Genomic DNA, 20,433 nt, shown 5'->3' with positions numbered 1-20,433 from the left:
ACGTCAGGCGGGGGCGGGGGCGCCTGCGGGGCTGCCGGCCTGCGCGCCGGCGTCGAGCTCGCAGCGGTGGTCGGGGTCGATGCGGAACAGCTCGAGCGCACCGCAGATCTCGAGCACGAACAGGTCGCGGTCCGCGGCGCCGCGCAGCACGGTCGCGCCGCCCCGGCGGCGGCCCGCGTCGGCGAGCGAGATGAGGAACGCCGCGCCCGTGGAGTCCATGAACGTCACGCGGCACATGTCGATGACCAGGAGCTGGCGTCGCAGCCCGACCACGCGGGCCGTCACCTCGGGGAACTGCTCGCGCTCGGCGAGGTCGAGGTCGCCGGCGACCACCAGCGTCGTGGTGGTGGACGACGTCGCGATCTCGATCATGAACGTCCCTGGGCTGCGGGGCCGCGCGGCGGCGGGCGGGCTGCTGGTCGGTCGTTCGACTGTAGCCGCGGGCAACGGCCCCCGCGACCGGGGTGGGGCCCGCGGTGCGAGACTGGCGCCATGAGCCACGAGAACCTCCTGGGCGGTCCCGCGCCCACGCTGCTGCCCGCCGACGGCGCCGACGCGACGGCCCGCGCGACCCTCGCGACGGGCGTCGACGCGCGCGCCGCGGTGCCCGCCGCGCCCGCGTCGTCGCTGCTGTGGGCGCTGCTCGCGGAGCAGTCGGACGACGCCGTGGCGGCGTACGCGTACGCCCGGACCGGCTACCACCGGGGGCTCGACGCGCTGCGCCGCGCGGGCTGGCGCGGGCAGGGCCCGGTGCCGGTCGCGCACGAGCCGAACCAGGGCTTCCTGCGCGCGCTGCTCGCGCTCGCCGAGGCCGCCGCCGCGATCGGCGAGGACGACGAGGCCGCGCGCTGCCGGCAGTTCCTCGCGGACTGCGGCACGTCCGCCGGCGAGGTCGCCGCGCTGCGCTGACGCCGTGACGCGTGCCGTGCCCGGCCGCGCGGAGCGGGACGGTGCGGTGCGTCGCGGTGCCGGGCGGCGGGACGCCCCGCGGTCGTGTCCCCGCGCTCCGGTACCCTTCCGGGTGGTACGCGTCACCTGCCGCGCGTGCTCGGGTCACCCGCGCCGCGAGCCCGCTCGCGCCCGTCTGCGGGGCGGAGCCGCATCGCTGGGCAGCGGGAAGTGGTGATCGCACATGCCGGCCGTCGTGGTGCTCGGTGCCCAGTGGGGCGACGAGGGCAAGGGCAAGGCGACCGACCAGCTCGGTGGGCGCACCGACGTCGTCGTGAAGTTCAACGGCGGCAACAACGCCGGGCACACGGTCGTCATCGAGGGGGAGAAGTACGCGCTGCACCTCCTGCCGTCGGGCATCCTCACGCCGGGCGTCGTCCCGGTGATCGGCAACGGCGTCGTCGTCGACGTCGAGGTGCTGTTCGAGGAGATCGACGCGCTCGAGGCGCGCGGCGTCGACACCTCGCGCCTGCTGGTGTCGTCCGCCGCGCACGTCATCGCGCCGTACAACCGCACGATGGACAAGGTCACCGAGCGGTTCCTCGGCAAGCGCCGCATCGGCACGACGGGCCGCGGCATCGGTCCGACGTACGCCGACAAGATCAACCGCATCGGCATCCGCGTGCAGGACCTGTTCGACGAGGGCATCCTGCGGCAGAAGGTCGAGGGCGCCCTCGACCAGAAGAACCACCTGCTGGTGAAGATCTACAACCGCCGCGCGATCACGGTCGACGAGACCGTCGAGGACCTGCTGCGCCACGCCGAGCGCCTGCGCCCGTACGTCGCGGACACGCCGCAGTTCCTCAACCACGCGCTCGACGAGGGCAAGACCCTCGTGTTCGAGGCCGGCCAGGCGACCATGCTCGACGTCGACCACGGCACGTACCCGTTCGTGACGTCGTCGGCGTGCACCGCGGGCGGCGCCTGCACGGGCTCGGGCGTGGGGCCCACGCGCATCGACCGGGTCGTCGCGGTCGCCAAGGCGTACACGACGCGCGTCGGCGAGGGACCGTTCCCGACCGAGCTGCTCGACGCCGACGGCGAGTGGCTGCGCCAGACCGGCGGCGAGTACGGCACGACCACGGGTCGTCCGCGCCGCACCGGCTGGTACGACGCGGTCGTGGTGCGGTACGCGTCGCTCGTCAACGGCCTGACCGACCTCGTGGTCACCAAGCTCGACACGCTCACGGGGCGCGACCGCATCCCGGTCTGCGTCGCGTACGACGTCGACGGCCGCCGCGTCGAGGACATGCCGATCGACCAGACCGACTTCCACCACGCGAGGCCCGTCTACGAGTACCTCGACGGCTGGACCGAGGACATCTCGCAGGCGCGGCACGTCGACGACCTGCCGGTCGCGGCCCAGCGGTACCTGCAGTTCCTCGAGGACGTGTCGGGCACGCGCGTGTCGTCGATCGGCGTCGGCCCGGGCCGTGAGGCGATCATCGTCCGGCACGAGCTGCTGGGCTGAGCCGCCAGGCACGGTCCGGTGGGCCGGGACCCGTGACCGCCCCGGGAGCCGCGCGACCGCGGCTCCCGGGGCGGTGCCCGTTCAGCCCTCGACCGGGGCGGGGGCGGGCAGCTCGTGCGCGTCGACGTCGCGCTGCCGCAGCAGGGCCGCCGCGGCGGCCACGGCGACCACGCTGAGCGCGGTCGCGCCGAGCAGGACCGGGGCGAGCCCGTGGCGCGTCGCGAGGACGCCAGCGACGAGCGCACCGGCGGGCATGAGGCCGTAGCCGAGCGTGCGGGCGGCGCCGGCGACGCGGCCCAGCAGGTGCGCCGGGACGAGGCGCTGGCGGACGGTCTCGCTGATGACGTTGCCGACGGTGCTGAGCAGGCCGAGCAGCACGAGGACGACGGCGAGCGGCGCGACGCGCGGGACGAGCACGGGCACCGCGAGCAGCGAGAACGCGAGCGCCCAGCAGGTCACCATGAGGCGCACCTCGCCGACGCGGCGCACGAGCGGCTCGCCGAGCACGGACCCGGCGACCGCGCCGACGGCGATGCCGAGCGTGAGCAGCGGGTAGGTCTGCTCGGTCATGCCGACGGCCGAGCCGGGCCCGACGACCCACAGCACGAAGACCGCGAAGTAGGCGGCGCTGCACATGTTGAGCACCGCGCCGGTGAGCACGACGACGCGCAGCACGCGGTGCCGCGTGACGAACCGCAGGCCCTCGCGCACGTCGGACCAGGCGCTCGTGCGGCGCGCGGCGGCGTCGGGGGAGGCGGCCCCGTCGGCGGTCGTCGAGGGTGTGGTCGGGGCGGGCGTGGCGGGTGCGGTGCGGCGGTAGCGGCCGGGCACGTGGCGCCACAGCACGAGCGCGCCCGCGACGGCGAGCGCGGCGGGCACGCCGAGCACCCAGCCGGTGCCGAGCGTGAGCAGCGCGCCGGCGACGGGCGCGCCGAGGAAGGCGTTGGCGACCTGCTGCACGGCCATGACGCGGCCGTTGGCGGCGGCCAGGCGCTCGCGCGGGACGAGGTCGGGGACGATCGCGCCGGCGGCGAGGTCGACGACGACCTCGGTGACGCCGTAGGCGAGCACGAGGCCGACGAGCAGCGGCACCGTGAGCGCGTCGGTCGCGGCGAGCCAGCCGCCGACCGCGAGCAGCGCGGCGCGCGCGGCGAGGCCGGCGATCTGCAGGCGGCGCCGGTCGCCGCGGTCGACGAGGACCCCGGCGGTGAGACCGAGCACGAGCCAGGGCAGCCAGGTCGCGGCGGACAGCAGCGCGATCTTGTCGGGGGAGCGCGTGAGGCCGAGCGCGACGAGCGGCACGCCGACCGCGACGATCCCGTCGCCGAGGTTGGCGGCGCCGGTCGCGGTGAGCAGCGCGGCGAAGCGCCGGCCGAGCGGGCGGGGTGCGTCGGGGGTGGCGTCGGTCGCCGGCTCGGGGGTGGGCGGCGGCGGGGCGGGGGCGGCGGGCGGGGCGGTGGCGGTCACGGTGTCCTCGCGGCGGCTAGGGTGGGAGAGAGCTTTGCAGAGGATCTCTGCAAAGAAGTTCTGCAAAGGTATCTCTGCACATGACGGATGACAAGACCCCGGACGAGCGCGCCCTCGGCCCCGAGGCCCTCAAGGCCTTCGCGCACCCCCTGCGCATGGCGATGTACGCCGAGCTGCGCAACGGTGGGCCCGCGACCGCGACCATGCTCGGCCGCCGCCTGGGGGAGTCGAGCGGGCAGACGAGCTACCACCTGCGCCAGCTCGAGAAGCACGGCTTCGTCGAGGACGACCCCGGCCACCCCGCCGGGCGCGAGCGCTGGTGGCGCGCCGTCGGGTTCCGCATGGACGACCTCGACGCGCTCGACGACCCGGGGTCGGCGCAGGCCGTGCGCGCGGTGCTGCAGAGCATGATCGCCGAGCGCGCCCAGACCCTCACCGCGTGGGCCGCGTCGCTCGACGAGGTCCGCCAGGACTGGGACGTCCAGGTGTTCTCCAACGTCACCGCCGACCTCACGCAGGACGAGGCCGCCGAGCTCGTCGAGCGGCTCACCGCCGTGGTCGAGGAGATCACCGAGCGCGGCCGCGTCGCCAAGGAGGAGGGGCGCACCGACGGGCGGCGCCGCGTGCGGCTCTACCTCGACGTCCTGCCCCTGCCCGAGCCGCGCGGCACCTGACCGGGCGGGGTGCGCGCCCCGTCGACGACGCGTGCGGACGCCCCGGCTGCCGTCGCGGGCGCGGCCGGTAGGGTCGGGGCCCGTGGAGATCCTCGTCGTCGGCACCGGTGCCCGTGAGCACGCCCTCGTCCGCACGCTGTCGCTCGACCCCGCCGTGAGCGCGGTGCACGCGGCCCCCGGCAACCCGGGCATGGCGCGCCAGGCGACCCTGCACGCGGTCGACCCGCTCGACGGCGCCGCCGTCGCCGCGCTCGCGACCGGCCTCGGCGTCGACCTCGTCGTCGTCGGGCCCGAGGCGCCGCTCGTCGCGGGCGTCGCCGACGCCGTGCGCGCCGCCGGTGTCCCGGTCTTCGGGCCGTCCGCGCAGGCCGCGCAGCTCGAGGGCTCCAAGGCGTTCGCGAAGGACGTCATGGCCGCCGCGGGCGTGCCCACCGCCGCCGCGCGCGTCGCGACGACGCTCGACGAGGTCGCCGCCGCGCTCGACGAGTTCGGCGCGCCCTACGTCGTCAAGGACGACGGGCTCGCCGCCGGCAAGGGCGTCGTCGTCACCGAGGACCGCGACGCTGCCCTCGAGCACGCCGCCGCGTGCCTCGCCAAGGAGGGCGGGCGGATCGTCGTCGAGGAGTACCTCGACGGGCCCGAGGTCTCGCTGTTCGTGCTGTGCGACGGCACCGACGTCGTGCCGCTCGTGCCCGCGCAGGACTTCAAGCGCGCGTACGACGGCGACGAGGGCCCCAACACCGGCGGCATGGGCGCCTACACGCCGCTGCCGTGGGCGCCCGCGGGCCTGGTCGACGAGGTCGTCGAGACCGTCGCGCGCCCGACCGTCGCCGAGATGGCCCGCCGCGGCACGCCGTTCGTCGGCGTCCTGTACTGCGGGCTCGCGCTCACGAGCCGCGGCGTGCGCGTCGTCGAGTTCAACGCGCGGTTCGGCGACCCCGAGACGCAGGTCGTGCTGGCGCGGCTCGGCACGCCGCTCGCGGGCGTGCTGCTCGCCGCGGCCGAGGGCCGCCTGGCGGACCTCGACCCGCTGCACTGGCGCGCCGACGCCGCGGTCACCGTCGTGGTCGCGTCGCACGGCTACCCGGGCGACGTGCGCACGGGCGACCCCATCACGGGCCTCGACGGCGCCGACACCGTGCCCGGCGTCCACGTGCTGCACGCCGGGACCGCGGTCCGCACGACGGACGACGACCCCGAGAACCCGCTCAACGACCCGCTCCTGGTCTCGGCGGGAGGGCGCGTGCTCACCGTCGTCGGCGTCGGCGAGACCATCGCCGACGCGCGCCGCGCCGCCTACGTCGCGGTCGACCAGGTCGCGCTCGCCGGGTCGCACCACCGCACGGACATCGCGCTCGCAGCCGCCGAGGCCTGACGCGCCCGGCGCGCGCCGCGCCGACCCGCAACCACCCGCCCGGGTGGCGTCGGGGTGCTACCACCCCCGCACGTGCTGGGTGCTACCACCTCACTTTCGCCGGATCTCCCGCCGTGCCTTCAGATCCGGGTGACGCGCTGTCGATGGGACGAACGACCCACAGACAGGAGCACACCCATGCGCCCGACGCCGTCGCACGCGTCCTCCACCCGCCCGCCGAGCGCGCGCGCCCGACGCGCCCTGAGCGCGGTGGCGACCCTCGCCCTCGCCGTCGGCGCGCTCGTCGCCGTGCCCGGCGCGGCCCACGCCGCCGCCGCGGTGCCCGGCGGCACCAGCCGCGCCGCGGCGGTCCCGCTGCCCGTGGCCGACCTCGACTCGAGCTTCACCGCGACCAACGCCCACATGAGCACCGCGCGGGGCCAGGACGGCCAGTCCTGGTACAACGTCACGTGGTACTCGTGGACCCCGTCGGCCGACGTGCGCGTCTACATGCGCGCCACGTCCACCAGCCCCGTCGGCTGGGACAACACGCTCGAGGTGTGGTCGGGCTCGACGCTGCTCGCGCAGAACGACGACTCCTACGGGCTCGACGCCGCGCTGCGGCTCGACCTGCAGGCCGGGACGTCGTACCGGATCGGTCTCGGCGGCTACCGCGCCGTGCACAAGGGCGAGGTCACCCTGCAGTTCGCGACCCGCACGCCGACCGCGCCGCGCGAGCCGTCCGTGACGGCCGCGCCGGGCGGTGCGACCGTCACGTGGGCGGCCCCGTCCGACCTCGCCGGCGGCGTCACCGGGTACCGCGTGCTCTGCACGCCCGAGGGCGGGCAGGAGGTCGAGTGCGGCGGCGTCACCGGCACGCCGCCGCCGACGTCGACGACGGTCGACGGCCTGACCAACGGCACGCGCTACGCGGTGCGCGTCGTGGCCACCAACGTGATCGGCGACTCCGAGGGCTCCGCACCCGTCACGGTCGTCCCGCAGGACACGTCCGCCACCACGGTGACGACCCAGCCCGAGGTGCCCGTGAGCGGGCAGCCGTTCGCGGTGCGGGTCGCCGTCACCTCGGCGGCCGCGGTGACGGGGACCGTCGACGTCACGATCGGCGACGACGTGCGCGCCGGTGTCCCGCTCGTCGACGGCGCTGCCGTGGTCGAGGGTCTCGTCCGGTCGGCGGGTCCCCTGCGCGTGAGCGCCACCTACGCGGGCACCGCGTCCCTCGCCGGCTCGAGTGCCACGCACGACACGACCGTCGTGCGGCGCGCGCAGCAGGTCACGCTCGACGCGCTGCCCGCCGACCTCGTCTACGCGGGCGCGCCCGTGCGCCTGCACGGCGCGTCCGACCAGGGCCTGCCGGTCACGTACTCGGCGGACGGCGCGTGCGCCGTGCGCGGCGACGTCCTCGACCTCGTCGACGTCGGCACCTGCACCGTGACCGCCGCGCACGCCGGCGACAGCGAGACCGAGCCCGCGTCGGCCACGGTGACGGCCGAGGTCGGCCGCCGCTCGCAGTCCGTGGCGCTCGCGCCGCTGCCCGCGCTCGTGTACGGGCAGGCGCCCGCCGAGCTGTTCGCCGCGTCGAGCGTGGGCCTGCCCGTGCAGGTGGACGCGCAGGGCGCGTGCCGCGTCGAGGACGGGCTCCTCGTCGTCACCGACGTCGGCCCGTGCACCGTGACCGCCGTCCAGGACGGCGACGAGCGCACCAGCCCGGCGCAGGCCGTGGTGCGCACGGGCGACGTCGCGCGCCGCCCGCAGACCGTCACGATCGGCGCGTTCGCCGCGCCGACGCTCGGCCGGCCCGTGCCGACGGTCGTCGCGACCTCCGACCTGGGCCTGCCCGTGACCCTCACCGCGACGGGCGCGTGCACCGTGGTCGACGGCGCGCTCGTGGCCGTCAGCACCGGCGAGTGCGTGGTGACCGCGCAGCAGGCGGGCGACGCCCGCACGCTGCCGGGCGCCGCGTCGACGACCGTGGTCGTCAGCGGCCCCGACGCGACCGTCACGCTCGTGCTCGACGCGCGCCTCGGCTCGACCGCCGCCGGCGCGCCGGTCTCCGGGCGCGGCGAGGGCCTGCGCCCCGGCACCGAGGCGACGCTCGTCGTCCACTCGACGCCGCGCACCGTGGCGACGGGTGTCGTCGCGGCGGACGGCACGGTCGTCCTCACGGGTGTCCTGCCCACCGACCTCGAGCCCGGCACGCACCGGCTCGTCGTGAGCGGCACCGGCTTCGACGGCCGCGCCGTGACCACCGAGACGACGTTCGTGCTCGCCGACGACGGCACGTTCGTGCAGATCGGCGACCGGCGCGTCGCCGCGCTGGCGACCACGGGCGGGGACGCCGCGTCGACCGCCGGTGTCGCAGCCCTGTGGCTCGTGCTCGGTGCGGGGCTCGTCGTGGTGGCGCGCCGCCGCGCGGCCGCCGCGCGCTGACACCGCCCCGGGGTGCGGGCGGACGACGCCCGCACCCCGGGACGCCGCGCGCCTGGCCGCGCGGCGCCCGCTCCCTGGTCGCCGCTGCCGCGCGGCGGCCGGGCACGCCAGACTGTGCGCGTGAGCGACGCGCACCCCACCCCCTCGGGCCCCGGCGACCTGCCCGGCTGGCGCCACGTCTACTCCGGCAAGGTCCGCGACCTGTACGAGCCGGACTCCTCGGCCGCGGGGGTCGCGCTGCGCGACCGGCACGGCGACGTCGTGCTCGTCGTCGCGTCCGACCGCGTGTCCGCGTACGACCAGGTGCTGAGCCCCGGCATCCCCGACAAGGGCGTGGTGCTCACGCAGCTGAGCCTGTGGTGGTTCGACCAGCTCGCGGACCTCGTGCCGAACCACGTCGTCGGCACCGACGTGCCCGCCGCGGTCGCGGGCCGGGCCATGGTCTGCCGGCGGCTCGACATGTTCCCGGTCGAGTGCGTCGCGCGCGGCTACCTCACGGGGTCGGGCCTGGCCGAGTACCGCACGAACGGCGAGGTCACCGGCATCCCGCTGCCCGCCGGGCTGGTCGACGGCTCGCGGCTGCCCGAGCCGATCTTCACGCCCGCGACCAAGGCCGAGCTCGGCGAGCACGACGAGAACGTGCGGTTCTCGGTCGTCGTCGACACCGTCGGGCCGCAGGCCGCCGAGACGCTGCGCGACCTGACGCTCGCGGTCTACGCGCGCGCCGAGCAGATCGCGCGCGAGCGCGGCGTGGTCCTCGCGGACACCAAGCTCGAGTTCGGCACCGACCCGACGACGGGTGCGGTCACGCTCGGCGACGAGGTCCTCACGCCCGACTCGTCGCGCTTCTGGCCCGCCGACGCGTGGCAGCCGGGGCGGGCGCAGCCGAGCTTCGACAAGCAGTTCGTGCGGGACTGGCTGACGTCGGACGCGTCCGGGTGGGACCGGGCGTCGGACGCGCCGCCGCCCGCGCTGCCCGCCGACGTCGTCGAACGCACCCGCGCGCGCTACCTCGAGGCGTACGAGCGGCTCACGGGCGCACCGCTCGCGCTCTGACCTCAGCGCAGCGTGACCTCGGCGAGGTCGCTCAGCTCGCGCCACGCGAGCGCCTGCGGCGCCGTCACCGCGAGCACGTCGGCGGCCGGCAGCGGCCCGAGGTCGAGACCCGTGAGGTCGGCGACGTCCGCGACGGGCACCTGGAACGTGCGGAACGGCCCCAGCGGCGGCGGGTCGTCGACGGCCGCCGCCGCGTGCGTGCGGGCCGCGAGCTCGTCGGCCCGCAGCTGCGGCGTCTGGTCGAGCACGAACCCGGCGGCCGCGAGCCGGCGGCCTGCGTCGAGCGCCCACGCGACGACCTTCCAGAACCGCCGCGGGATCCCGACGCCCCGGTAGACGGGGTCGTCGCCCGCGAGCACCGGACCCGTGAGCACCGCGAGCCGCAGCCGCTGCGCCTGCGCGTGCTCGAGCACGTGGTCCTCGAGCCCGAGCCACAGGTCGCGCCCCTGGTTGAACCCCGACGCCTGGGGCGCCGCGTTCGGGTACGCGAACGTCTCGCGGTTCGCGCGCGCCGCGACGCCGGGCTCGCCCCACACGGGGTCGCGCCGCCGCACGAGGTGCCCGCGGTCGAGGTCGTTGCGCGCGTACAGCTCGGGCCCCGCCTGCTCGTCGGCGGGCACGCGCGGGTCGAGGTGCCAGTCGTCGCCGCGCGGCACGTCGCGCAGCACGGTCCCGTCGACGGTGACGGCCGTGGCCGCCGCGAGCCGTCGCACGGGGTCGAGCAGCACCGTGAAGTGCGTCGACGGCAGCGTGCGCACGCGCTGCGCGGGGACCGGCAGCGGCACCACCGGTCCCAGGAACGTCGGGTCGTACCCCTCCACGTGCCACCCCTGCCCACGAGCGGTCGGACGGACGTCTCCACGCTACCCACGTCGGCGCGGGCGCGCCGCGTCCGCGATCCACGATCCGGTGCGAGGGTGCCCACCGCGGCCGCCTGCCGGGCGGACCGGCGGGCGGGCCCCCTGGTGGGACCTCCTGGCTGGACGCCGCCGCCGCGCCCGGTCGGCGACGGCTCCGCGGCCACCCCCGCCCGTGCCGCGTCCGGGCTGTGAGACAGGAGGTGCGCGAGACCGGGCGCAGGTCGTCCACGCGGCTCGTGGACGACCCCGAGCCCGGTGTCGTGACCGTCGCGTCCCGCAGGTCGGGACGTGGGCGGCCGCGGCGTAGCCTGCGAGACGTCCCGTCGCACGTCCCGGAGGTCCGGTGGTCCTGCCCCGTCCGCTCGTCCTGCACCGCGCCCGTCTGCTCGGCGCCGACGCGCCCGTCGACGTCGTCGTCCGTGACGGTCGGCTCGCGGCCGTGCGCCCGGTCGGCGCGGCCCTGGACGGCGCCGCCGGCGCCGCCGGCGCCGAGGTCGTCGACCTCGACGGACGGTGGGTCGTGCCGGGCCTGTGGGACCAGCACACGCACCTCACGCAGTGGGCGCTCGCGCGCGGGCGGCTCGACGTGTCGACGGCCGGGTCCGCCGCCGAGGCCGTGGCCCTCGTGGCCGGGCGGCTGCGCGCGCAGCCGCCCGCACCGGGGCGCCCGCTGGTCGGCATCGGGTTCCGCGACGGCACGTGGCCCGACCTGCCGTCGGCGGCGCTGCTCGACGCGGTCGCGGGCGACGTGCCCGTGGTGCTCGTGTCGGGGGACCTGCACTGCGCGTGGGTGTCGACCGCGGGCCTGCGCATGTTCGGCGTGACCGCGCACCCCACGGGCGTGCTGCGCGAGGCCGAGTGGATGCCGCTCATGGGCGCGCTCGACCACGTGACGCCCGCCGAGCAGGACGCGCTGGTGGCGGACGCGCTGCGCGTCGCGGCCGCCCGGGGCGTCGTCGGCGTGGTGGACCTCGAGATCGCCGACAACCTGGCCGCCTGGCGGCGCCGCGTCGCGGCCGGCGACCCACCCGTGCGGGTGCGGGCGGGCGTGTGGCAGCCGTACCTCGACCGCGTCGTGCGCGAGGCCCTCCACACGGGCGACCGCGTCGCGGGGGACCGCGTCACGCAGGGTCCGCTCAAGGTCATCGTCGACGGCTCGCTCAACACGCGCACCGCGTGGTGCCACGACCCGTACCCGGGCGTCGAGGGCGCGCTCGCGCACGGCGTGCTCACCGTGCCGGCCGACGAGCTGGTGCCGCTGCTGCGGCACGCGCACGCGCACGGCCTGGCGTGCGCGGTGCACGCGATCGGCGACGCCGCCAACACGCTCGTGCTCGACGCGTTCGCCGCGACCGGCGCACGCGGGTCGGTCGAGCACGCGCAGCTCCTCGACCCGGCCGACGTGCCCCGGTTCGCCGCGCTCGGCGTGACCGCGAGCGTGCAGCCCGCGCACGCGCCCGACGACCGCGACGTCGCCGACCGGCACTGGGCCGGTCGCACCCACCGGGCGTTCCCGCTGGCCGACCTGCACGCCGCGGGCGCGACGCTCGTGCTCGGCTCCGACGCGCCCGTCGCCCCGCTGGACCCGTGGCTGGCGGTCGACGCGGCGGTGTGGCGCACGGGCGACGACCGCCCGTCGTGGCACCCCGAGCAGGCGCTCGACGCGGTCACCGCCCTCGCCGCGTCGACCGACGGCCGGCCCTCGGGCCTGCGCGTGGGCGACCCCGCGGACCTGGCGGTCCTCGACGATGACCCGCTCGCGCTCGCGGCCACGCCCGGCGGGGTCCGCGCGGTCCGCGTCGCCGCGACCCTGCTCGCGGGCGACTGGACGCACACGACCCTCTGACGCCGGCACCGGCACCGACGCGACGTCGCCGGGGCTCGCCGGCTCCACCGCCCGCCGAGTGCGGGGTTCTGCCGGTTCCGGTGGCTCATGACCGGCAGAACCCCGCGTTCGGTGGGGTGGGTGGCCGTGGTGGGGCGCACCGTGACGCGAGTGCGGGGTTCTGCCGGTTCGGGTGGCTCATGAGCGGCGGAACCCCGCGTTCGGCGGTGTGGGGGAGAGGTGGGTGGCGGGGAGGTGGGGGCTCGGGCGGTCCGGCGGGGTGCGCTCGCGGGCGTGGACGGGCACCGGACGGGACCGGCCCGGGCCTTAGGATCAGCACCGACCCCCCACCGTCGCGAACCAGGGAGCACACCCGTGGGACGAGTCGTCGTCGACGTCATGCCGAAGCCCGAGATCCTCGACCCGCAGGGCAAGGCCGTGGCCGGTGCGCTGCCGCGGCTCGGGTTCGGGCAGTTCACGTCCGTGCGTCAGGGCAAGCGGTTCGAGCTCGAGGTCGACGGGCCCGTGACGCCCGAGGTCCTCGAGGCCGCCGCGGCCGCCGCCGAGCAGGTGCTGTCGAACCCTGTCATCGAGGACGTCGTGCGCGTCGCGGACATCGAGGCCGACGCGGCCGCGACCGTCTCGTCGCAGGGCCTGGCCTGATGGGTCGCATCGGGGTCGTCACGTTCCCCGGCACGCTCGACGACCGGGACGCGGCGCGCGCGGTGCGCCTGGCCGGCGGCGAGCCGGTCGCGCTGTGGCACGCGGACGCCGACCTCAAGGGCGTCGACGCGGTCGTGCTGCCGGGCGGGTTCTCCTACGGCGACTACCTGCGCGCCGGCGCCATCAGCCGGTTCGCGCCCGTCATGGGCGAGATCGTCGACGCCGCGGGCAAGGGGCTGCCGGTGCTGGGCATCTGCAACGGCTTCCAGGTCCTCACCGAGGCGCACCTGCTGCCGGGCTCGATGATCAAGAACGACCACCTGCACTTCGTGTGCCGCGAGCAGGTGCTCAGCGTCGAGAACGCCGACACCGCGTGGACGCGCGCGTACGCGCCGGGCGAGCGGATCACGATCCCGCTGAAGAACCAGGACGGCCAGTACGTCGCCGACGAGCGCACGCTCGACGAGCTCGAGGGCGAGGGTCGCGTGGTGTTCCGCTACCAGGGCGGCAACCCCAACGGCTCGCGTCGCGACATCGCGGGCGTCAGCAACGCCGCGGGCAACGTCGTGGGCCTCATGCCGCACCCCGAGCACGCGGTGGAGGCCGGCTTCGGGCCTGACAGCCCGGACGGTCCGCGCCGCGGCACCGACGGGCTGCGGTTCTTCACGTCGGTCCTGCAGGCACTCGTCTCCTGACCGCGCGCTGACGACGGGCGTGCCGGGGACGACGGGCGACGTGCGGGTCGAGCGCGTCGCGTGGGACGACGCCGACGCGCGCGTGCTGCGCGACGAGCAGCAGGCCGAGCTGCGCGCACGCTACGGCGACGACGACGCCGGGCACGCCATGACGGGTGACGGGATCGTCGCGACGGTGCTGGTGCGGCTCGACGGCGCACCCGTCGCGTGCGGGGTGCTGCGCGACGTGTCCGCCGGGATGGGCGCGGGCACGGGCGAGGTCAAGCGCATGTACGTGCGCCCCGACGCGCGCGGGCGCGGGCTCTCGCGGCGCGTGCTCGCCGAGCTCGAGGACGCGGCCCGTGCGCACGGCTGCACGCGGCTCGTGCTCGAGACCGGTGTGCTGCAGCCCGAGGCGATCGGGCTGTACCTCGCCGCCGGCTACCGGCCGGTCGAGAACTACGGCGAGTACGTGGGCGTCGTCGACTCGCGCTGCTTCGCGCGCGACCTCGCCGTGACGGCCCCGCCCCCTCGCGGTCCACGCGGGGCCGCCGGCCGCCGGGACGCCGTCGACCAGGTCGCCGAGCGCGCCGTCGAGCACACCGAGGACCCCGCCCGGGACCACGTCGTCGAGCACGTCGCGTGGCGGCACCCTGATGCGGTCACGTTGCGGCGCGCCATGCTCGACGAGCTGGCACCGCTGTACCCCGAGCACGTGCCCGGCGGCCCCGCGGCGTCCCCGCTGGTCGAGGGCGCGCCCGACGGCACTGCCCTGACGACGGTCCTGCTGCGCCGCGACGGCGTCGCGGTGGCGTGCGCGACGCTGCGGTCCGCGCCGGCGTGGGGTCCGCGCACGGGTGAGCTCAAGCGCCTGTACGTCGCGCCCGCGGCGCGTGGCGCGGGGCTCGCGCGGCGTCTCGTGCGGCTCGTGGAGGACGCGGCGCGCGAGCGCGGGCTGACGCGCGTCGTGCTCGACACCGGCATCCGGCAGCCCGCCGCGATCGCGCTGTACCGGTCGCTCGGGTACCGGCCGGTCCGCCCCGTGGCGGGGTGGGAGGCGCTGCCGTTCTGCCTGTGGTTCGCGCGCGACCTGTGACGTGCCCGGCGGGCCCCGCTACGGCGTGAGGCCCGCGACCACGTTGACCAGCAGCGCGACGATCACCGTGCCGAACGTGTAGGACAGCAGCGCGTGCGCGAGGAGCGTGCGGCGCAGGTCGGACGACCGGACGTCGGGGTCGGACATCGCGAAGCTCATCGCGACCGTGAACGCCACGTACGCGAAGTCGGAGTACCGCGGCGGGGCGTCCTGGTGGAAGTCGATCTCGCCGGTGGGCGGCGTGTACCAGGACCGCGCGTACCGCATCGCGTAGACCGTGTGCAGCGAGGTCCAGGAGGCGACGACCGCGACGAGCGCGGCGGCGAGCGCGACGACGCGCCCCCGGTCGTGGGTCGCGAGCACGACGCCCACGCCGACGAGGCTCATGACCCCGGCGACCAGCACGATCGCGTGCGTCACGAACCGGGTCGGCTCCTCGCGGGTCGCGTGCGTCCGGGTCTGCTCGGCGTCCAGCGGCCAGCAGAACACCCACGTCCACACCGCGTAGACGAGCCCGGTGGTGGCCCAGCCGCCCAGCACCGCGGCGACGACGGACGACCACGGGACGGCCGTCTGGACGACGAGGGACACGGCGACACCCGCGACGGCGGCGACCACGAGCCGCGTCGCCGGTGTCACGTCACCTTGCGCGACGTCCCTGGCCACGGCCCCATCCAACAGCGCCCCGGCCGTGCCCGCACGGGACCGGCGCGGTGCGCGGTCCGGAGCGGTGCGGTGCCGGGGCGACCGGGCAGGTGCGTCCACCGCCCGGGCGGCGGGCGGCGCCTCACCTGGGCGGCCCCGGCGAGTGCGGGGCGGACGGAGGTCCCGGGCCGCGGCGCCCGGCCGCTGCCAGTGTCGGGCCATGTCGACGAGCACCCGCCCCGCGCCCGACCTCGGCACGGCGTCCCGGTGGCGGAACCTGGCGCTGTACGCGTTCGCGGTCTTCGGGTGGGAGCTCGTGGTCGGCCTCGCGCTCGACGGTGCGATCCGGGGCGCCGTCGGCGAGCGGTGGGCGCCCGCCGTGCACTGGCTCGTCACTGCCGCCGGGTGGCTCGCCGGGGCGCTGCTGCTCCTGCGGCACGCGCCGTGGCGATCCGACGACCCCGTGGCGGCCCCCGCGGGTCCCGGGCGCGCGCGTCGTGCCGCGTACGCCGCCGCGGCTCTGGTGCTCGCCGTCGGGTCGCGCGCGGCGCTGACGCACGAGTGGAAGCCGCTCGCCGAGGCGGTGCGGCTGCACGACGACGTCGGCTCCGCGTTCGCGCCCAGCCTCGCGGCGCTCGTCGTGTACTACCTCGCCGAGGTGCTGGTGATCGTCACGCTGCTCGGCTACGGGCAGCGCTGGGGCGAGGCCGCGCGGGGGCGGAGCGACGTGCCGTGGGGCGGGTTCGTGCTCGCCGCCACGTGGGGGCTCGTGCACGTGCTGCTGCAGGGGCCCGCGGGCGGGGCGTACGCGATGGGGGCCGCGGTGCTGTACGGCGTGCTGCACCGCGCGGTGCGCGGTCGCCTCGGCCTGACGTATGCGCTCGTCGCCACCACGTTCGTGCTGTAGCGGGGCCCCGGGACGCCCGAGGGGTGACCGGGGGGTGGTCGCGGTGCGTGCGTCCGGCTATGGTGCCTCCATGTTCTCGGTCCGGGTGTGTTGTCGCTGAGCTGACGACCCCGCGCGCGTGCGGCTCCGCCCACGCGACGCACCCCGTTCGACCCGAGGGAACTCCCCGTGGCTCAGCCCGTTCTCGCGCCCGCCCGCGCGACCCGTCGTCCGTCCACCGCCCGTCCCGACGTCCCGCGCGTCGAGGTCGCCGGCCCCGCCCGCCGCGGCGTGGAGTTCCGGCTCGACGCCGACGCGCTCGACCCCACCACGATCGCCCTGGCCGCCGCGCGCGCCGACGTCGTGCACCTCGTCCACTCGGCCGCGCTGCCCACTCCCGCAGCCGTGCGCGCGCTGGTGAGCGTGCTCGAGGACGAGGTCCGCGCCGTCGGGCGCGACCGCGACGAGGTCCGCGTGGTCCTCGAGGTCGAGACCGTCGTCGCCGACGACGAGGCCGACGCGGCCCGGCGCCGCATCGCCGTCGCGTACGCCGAGGCGTTCTCCGGGCTGACGTGGTCGCCGTCCGCGACGTGGCTCGTCGCGCCGCGCGACGCGGTGCGCGCCGCCGCGCTCGATCTCGCCGCACGCGCGGGTGTCGACACGGTCGCGCTCGTGCTCGTCGGGTCGTCCGCGCGGCACGCGGACGCGCTCGGTCTGTGACGCACCGGCCACGCGGCCTGGGTGGACGGCCGGTCCCTCGGGCCGGCGCGTCGGTGCGGTCGCGCCCCGCGGGTGCGGCGCACCCCGCACGTGCCTAGCGTGGCCGGGCGGGCCACCGGGCCCGCGCGACGGACGGAGGGCACCATGGCCGGCACGACCTGGAACGAGCAGGACGACGCCCCGACGCACGACGAGGCGGTCGCCAAGGTCGGCGAGCTGCTGCGCGACCACCACCTCGCGATGCTCACCACCGTCGACGCCGACGGCGCGCTCGTGAGCCGCCCGATGGGTGTGCAGGACGTCGAGTTCGACGGCGACCTGTGGTTCTTCACGGCGCTCGACAGCCACAAGGTCGCGGAGATCCGCGCGGGCAGCCCGGCGAACGCGGCGTTCGCGGGGTCGTCGTCGTGGCTGTCGGTCTCGGGGACGGCCGAGGTGCTCAAGGACACTGCGAAGGCGCGTGAGCTGTGGGGGCCGGTGGCCGCGGCGTGGTTCCCCGACGGCCCGGAGACCCCGAACCTCGGGCTGATCAAGCTGCACGCGGACACCGCCGAGTACTGGGACAGCCCCGGCGGTCGCCTGGCGACCGTGATCAGCCTCGTCAAGGCGAAGGTCACGGGCGAGGCGTACGACGGCGGTGAGAACGCCACCGTCGACCTCTGACCGCGACTCGCCGGCACGTCCGCACGCACGACGCCCCGCCCCGGTGACCCGGGACGGGGCGTCGTGCGTCTGCGGTCGGTCCGCGGGCCGCGGCGCGGCGGGTCAGACCAGGCGCTGGGCGGGCGAGGCCTTCGCCGTCTCGGACGGGTCGGACACGACCACGTCGCCGAGCACCTCGTCGATGCGGGTCAGCACCTCGGCCGGCAGCGTGACGCCCGCGGCCTTGGCGTTGTCGTGCACCTGCTCGGGGCGCGACGCACCGATGATCGCGGCGGCGACGTTGTCGTTCGACAGCACCCACGCGATCGACAGCTGCGCCATCGTCAGGCCCAGCTCGTCGGCGATCGGCTGCAGGCCCTGCACGCGCTCGAGCACCTCGTCGCGCATGAACCGCGCGATCATCTTCGCGCCGCCCTTGTCGTCGGTCGCGCGCGAGCCCTCGGGCAGCGGCGCGCCGGGCTTGTACTTGCCGGTGAGCACGCCCTGCGCGATGGGGGACCACACGACCTGCGAGACGCCGAGCTCGCGCGAGGTCGGCACGACCTCGGGCTCGATGACGCGCCACAGCGCCGAGTACTGCGGCTGGTTCGACACCAGCTGCACGCCCAGGTCCTTCGCGAGCGCGTGACCCGCGCGGATCTGGTCGGCGGTCCACTCGCTCACGCCGATGTACAGCGCCTTGCCCTGGCGGACGACGTCGGCGAACGCCTGCATCGTCTCCTCGAGCGGCGTCTCGTGGTCGTAGCGGTGCGCCTGGTACAGGTCGACGTAGTCGGTGCGCAGGCGGCGCAGCGACCCGTCGATCGACTCGCGGATGTGCTTGCGCGACAGGCCGGTGTCGTTCGGGCCGCCGGGGCCGGTCGGCCAGTAGACCTTCGTGAAGATCTCGAGCGACTCGCGCCGCTCGCCGGCCAGGGCGTCGCCCAGCACGGACTCGGCGACCGTGTTGGCGTACACGTCGGCCGTGTCGAACGTCGTGATGCCGACGTCGAGCGCGGCGCGCACGCACGCCGTCGCGGTGTCGTTCTCGACCTGGGACCCGTGGGTCAGCCAGTTGCCGTAGGTGAGCTCGGAGATCTTGAGGCCGGAGTTGCCGAGGAATCGGAAGTGCATGCGCCCAGCCTCTCACCCGCGCCCGACACGGGCCCGCCCGTGCGTCCCCGTGGCCGGTGACGGGGGACGGGCCCGGCCCTGGTCGGGCCCCCGGCCCTGCGCTAGCGTCCCCGCCATGCGACCCCGACGACGCCTCGCAGCCCTCCTGCTCGCCCCGGCGGCGGCCCTGGTGCTCGCCGCGTGCTCCGACGGCGAAGCCCCCGCCCCGGGGCCGACGTCGCCCGTGGCGCCGAGGGCCGGGGCGGGGGCGTCCGAGCCGCCGTCCCCGGACGACCAGCGTGCCGTGCTCGCGCAGGCGGGCGACGCGACCGAGGCGTTCGCGGGCGCCGTCGCCGGCGGCGGGACGCAGCGCGCGACGCTCGCCGACGTGACCGCCGGGTCGTACGCGCCGCGCGTCGTGTGCACGTCGGACGACGGCGCGCCCGTCACGGTCACGGTCGTCGCCGACGGCGCCGAGGTCGCGTCGTCCGAGGCGCCGTGCGTGCCGCTCGTCCAGGGCGGCGCGACCATGGCCGACGGCCCGTCGTTCGACCTGCCCGGCGGGGCGGTCGACGTGACGGTGACGGCCGCGACCGACGCCGTGGTCGCGGTCGGCCTCGTCCCGGCGGGCTGACGTCAGCCCGTGAGCGTCGCGAGCGCCTGCGCGAGGTCGTCGCGCAGGTCCTCGACGTCCTCGAGCCCCACCGACAGCCGCACGGTCGCCTCGCCGATGCCGACCGCGGCGCGGCCCGCGGGGCCGAGCTTGCGGTGCGTCGTCGTCGCGGGGTGCGTGACGATCGACTTGGCGTCGCCGAGGTTGTTCGAGATGTCGACGACGCGCAGCGCGTCGAGCACGCCGAACGTGGCCTTCTTCGCGACGTCGGCGGGCGCGTCGGGCGGGACCGCGAGGTCGAACGTCACGACGGTGCCGCCGCCGGTCTGCTGCGCGCGCGCCAGGTCGTGCTGCGGGTGCGACTCCAGGAACGGGTACCGGACGCGCGCGACGCCGGGCTGCTCCTCGAGCCACCGCGCGAGAGTGAGCGCCGACGCCGCCTGGTGGCGCACGCGCACGCTCATGGTCTCCAGGCCCTTGAGCAGCACCCACGCGTTGAACGGCGAGAGCGACGGCCCGGTGTTGCGCAGCAGCGTCTGCACGGGTCCGCGCACGTAGTCGGCGGACCCGAGGATCGCGCCGCCGAGCACGCGCCCCTGCCCGTCGACGTGCTTGGTGGCGGAGTACACGACGACGTCGGCACCGTGCTCGAGCGGGCGCGAGAACACGGGCGTCGCGAAGACGTTGTCGACGACGACGGTCGCGCCGGCCGCGTGCGCGAGCCGGCTCACGGTCGCGATGTCGACGAGGTCCTGCATGGGGTTCGACGGGGTCTCGAAGAACACGACGTCGGCGGGCGTCGCGAGCGCGGCCTCCCACTGCGCGGGCACGTGCCCGTCGACGTAGTCGGTGCGCACGCCCCACTTCGCGAGGATCTCGTCGAAGATCACGACCGACGACCCGAACAGCGCGCGCGCCGCGACGATGCGCGAGCCGGACCGCACGAGCGCGGCCAGCGCGGTGAACACCGCGGACATGCCCGACGCGGTCGCGTAGCAGGCCTCCGCGCCCTCGAGCAGCCGCAGCCGCTCCTCGAACGTCGTCACGGTGGGGTTGCCGTAGCGCGAGTACAGGAAGCGGTCGACGTCGCCGGCGAACCCGGCCTCGGCCTGCGCGGCCGTCGCGTACGTGTACCCCTGCGTGAGGAACACGGCCTCGGACATCTCGCCGAACTCGGTGCGCACGAGCCCGCCGCGCACCGCGAGCGTGTCGGGACGCAGCGTGGACCGGTCGAGGCGGTGGTCGTCCCAGTCGCCCGGGCCCGGGGGCAGGTCGGGG

General features: G+C 76.4%; 20 protein-coding genes. 14 read left to right on the top strand and 6 right to left on the bottom strand.

What is annotated here, in order from left to right; genetic code table 11:
• Window positions 1-3: 3 nt before the first annotated feature.
• Window positions 4-372 (bottom strand): STAS domain-containing protein, encoded by a 369-nt coding sequence (locus tag E4A51_RS06745; RefSeq protein WP_046529204.1) that lies wholly within the window; start codon window positions 370-372, stop codon window positions 4-6.
• 120 nt (window positions 373-492) lie between these two features.
• Between E4A51_RS06745 and E4A51_RS06740 the strand changes: the two genes are divergently transcribed.
• Both E4A51_RS06740 and E4A51_RS06735 read left to right on the top strand, forming a co-directional pair.
• The gene (locus E4A51_RS06740) at window positions 493-909 is read left to right on the top strand and encodes a DUF3151 family protein (RefSeq protein ID WP_070319075.1); all 417 of its coding nucleotides are present in this window, start codon (window positions 493-495) and stop codon (window positions 907-909) included.
• A 223-nt stretch (window positions 910-1,132) separates the two neighbouring features.
• Window positions 1,133-2,419 carry an adenylosuccinate synthase gene (locus E4A51_RS06735; RefSeq protein WP_070319076.1) on the top strand — a complete coding sequence of 429 codons (1,287 nt, stop codon included), beginning with the start codon at window positions 1,133-1,135 and terminating at the stop codon, window positions 2,417-2,419.
• An 81-nt stretch (window positions 2,420-2,500) separates the two neighbouring features.
• Here the strand turns inward: E4A51_RS06735 and E4A51_RS06730 are convergent, their stop codons facing one another.
• Entirely contained in the window at window positions 2,501-3,886 is a 1,386-nt protein-coding gene (locus E4A51_RS06730; protein WP_134851242.1) for an MFS transporter, read from the bottom strand.
• Between the two features lie 80 nt (window positions 3,887-3,966).
• Between E4A51_RS06730 and E4A51_RS06725 the strand changes: the two genes are divergently transcribed.
• From E4A51_RS06725 to E4A51_RS06710, 4 genes are all read left to right on the top strand, one after another.
• The gene (locus E4A51_RS06725) at window positions 3,967-4,560 is read left to right on the top strand and encodes a helix-turn-helix domain-containing protein (RefSeq protein ID WP_070320472.1); all 594 of its coding nucleotides are present in this window, start codon (window positions 3,967-3,969) and stop codon (window positions 4,558-4,560) included.
• A gap of 82 nt (window positions 4,561-4,642) precedes the next feature.
• Complete coding sequence (gene purD, locus E4A51_RS06720) at window positions 4,643-5,935, top strand: phosphoribosylamine--glycine ligase (protein WP_134851241.1); 1,293 nt, start codon at window positions 4,643-4,645, stop codon at window positions 5,933-5,935.
• 249 nt (window positions 5,936-6,184) lie between these two features.
• Window positions 6,185-8,362, top strand: coding sequence for a fibronectin type III domain-containing protein (locus tag E4A51_RS06715; RefSeq protein ID WP_134851240.1), 2,178 nt, complete (start codon window positions 6,185-6,187; stop codon window positions 8,360-8,362).
• Window positions 8,363-8,476: 114 nt separating this feature from the next.
• Window positions 8,477-9,418: a phosphoribosylaminoimidazolesuccinocarboxamide synthase gene (locus tag E4A51_RS06710; protein WP_070320469.1), complete on the top strand. Its 942-nt coding sequence runs from the start codon at window positions 8,477-8,479 to the stop codon at window positions 9,416-9,418.
• A gap of 2 nt (window positions 9,419-9,420) precedes the next feature.
• Here the strand turns inward: E4A51_RS06710 and E4A51_RS06705 are convergent, their stop codons facing one another.
• On the bottom strand, window positions 9,421-10,239 hold the full coding sequence (locus E4A51_RS06705; protein WP_134851239.1) for a DNA/RNA non-specific endonuclease: 819 nt from the start codon (window positions 10,237-10,239) through the stop codon (window positions 9,421-9,423).
• 382 nt (window positions 10,240-10,621) lie between these two features.
• Between E4A51_RS06705 and E4A51_RS06700 the strand changes: the two genes are divergently transcribed.
• From E4A51_RS06700 to E4A51_RS06685, 4 genes are all read left to right on the top strand, one after another.
• A complete protein-coding gene (locus E4A51_RS06700) occupies window positions 10,622-12,124 on the top strand; it encodes an amidohydrolase (RefSeq protein ID WP_134851238.1) in 1,503 nt (500 codons plus the stop codon).
• A 354-nt stretch (window positions 12,125-12,478) separates the two neighbouring features.
• On the top strand, window positions 12,479-12,766 hold the full coding sequence (gene purS / locus E4A51_RS06695; protein ID WP_046529196.1) for a phosphoribosylformylglycinamidine synthase subunit PurS: 288 nt from the start codon (window positions 12,479-12,481) through the stop codon (window positions 12,764-12,766).
• Window positions 12,766-13,461 carry a phosphoribosylformylglycinamidine synthase subunit PurQ gene (purQ, locus tag E4A51_RS06690; RefSeq protein ID WP_070320467.1) on the top strand — a complete coding sequence of 232 codons (696 nt, stop codon included), beginning with the start codon at window positions 12,766-12,768 and terminating at the stop codon, window positions 13,459-13,461. The genes purS and purQ overlap by 1 nt, the downstream gene beginning before the upstream one ends.
• Window positions 13,462-13,480: 19 nt before the next feature.
• Window positions 13,481-14,536 (top strand): GNAT family N-acetyltransferase, encoded by a 1,056-nt coding sequence (locus E4A51_RS06685; RefSeq protein WP_240696405.1) that lies wholly within the window; start codon window positions 13,481-13,483, stop codon window positions 14,534-14,536.
• Window positions 14,537-14,554: 18 nt separating this feature from the next.
• Here the strand turns inward: E4A51_RS06685 and E4A51_RS06680 are convergent, their stop codons facing one another.
• Entirely contained in the window at window positions 14,555-15,175 is a 621-nt protein-coding gene (locus E4A51_RS06680; RefSeq protein WP_070320466.1) for a DUF1345 domain-containing protein, read from the bottom strand.
• Between the two features lie 226 nt (window positions 15,176-15,401).
• Between E4A51_RS06680 and E4A51_RS06675 the strand changes: the two genes are divergently transcribed.
• The 3 genes from E4A51_RS06675 to E4A51_RS06665 all read left to right on the top strand — a co-directional run bounded on the left by E4A51_RS06675 (window position 15,402) and on the right by E4A51_RS06665 (window position 17,450).
• Window positions 15,402-16,088 (top strand): hypothetical protein, encoded by a 687-nt coding sequence (locus tag E4A51_RS06675; RefSeq protein WP_134851237.1) that lies wholly within the window; start codon window positions 15,402-15,404, stop codon window positions 16,086-16,088.
• Window positions 16,089-16,256: 168 nt separating this feature from the next.
• Window positions 16,257-16,787: an LLM class flavin-dependent oxidoreductase gene (locus E4A51_RS06670; RefSeq protein ID WP_134851236.1), complete on the top strand. Its 531-nt coding sequence runs from the start codon at window positions 16,257-16,259 to the stop codon at window positions 16,785-16,787.
• 144 nt (window positions 16,788-16,931) lie between these two features.
• On the top strand, window positions 16,932-17,450 hold the full coding sequence (locus E4A51_RS06665; RefSeq protein ID WP_134851235.1) for a pyridoxamine 5'-phosphate oxidase family protein: 519 nt from the start codon (window positions 16,932-16,934) through the stop codon (window positions 17,448-17,450).
• Window positions 17,451-17,552: 102 nt separating this feature from the next.
• Here the strand turns inward: E4A51_RS06665 and E4A51_RS06660 are convergent, their stop codons facing one another.
• Window positions 17,553-18,563: an aldo/keto reductase family protein gene (locus E4A51_RS06660; RefSeq protein WP_046529192.1), complete on the bottom strand. Its 1,011-nt coding sequence runs from the start codon at window positions 18,561-18,563 to the stop codon at window positions 17,553-17,555.
• A 115-nt stretch (window positions 18,564-18,678) separates the two neighbouring features.
• Between E4A51_RS06660 and E4A51_RS06655 the strand changes: the two genes are divergently transcribed.
• Window positions 18,679-19,176 (top strand): hypothetical protein, encoded by a 498-nt coding sequence (locus tag E4A51_RS06655; RefSeq protein WP_134851234.1) that lies wholly within the window; start codon window positions 18,679-18,681, stop codon window positions 19,174-19,176.
• A gap of 2 nt (window positions 19,177-19,178) precedes the next feature.
• Here the strand turns inward: E4A51_RS06655 and E4A51_RS06650 are convergent, their stop codons facing one another.
• The gene (locus E4A51_RS06650; protein ID WP_134851477.1) at window positions 19,179-20,426 is read right to left on the bottom strand and encodes an O-succinylhomoserine sulfhydrylase; all 1,248 of its coding nucleotides are present in this window, start codon (window positions 20,424-20,426) and stop codon (window positions 19,179-19,181) included.
• Window positions 20,427-20,433 lie beyond the last annotated feature (7 nt).

This window comes from Cellulomonas sp. HD19AZ1 (assembly GCF_004535805.1).
In the GTDB taxonomy this organism is placed as follows: domain Bacteria; phylum Actinomycetota; class Actinomycetes; order Actinomycetales; family Cellulomonadaceae; genus Cellulomonas; species Cellulomonas iranensis.
This window is presented reverse-complemented; position numbering and strand designations above follow the sequence as displayed.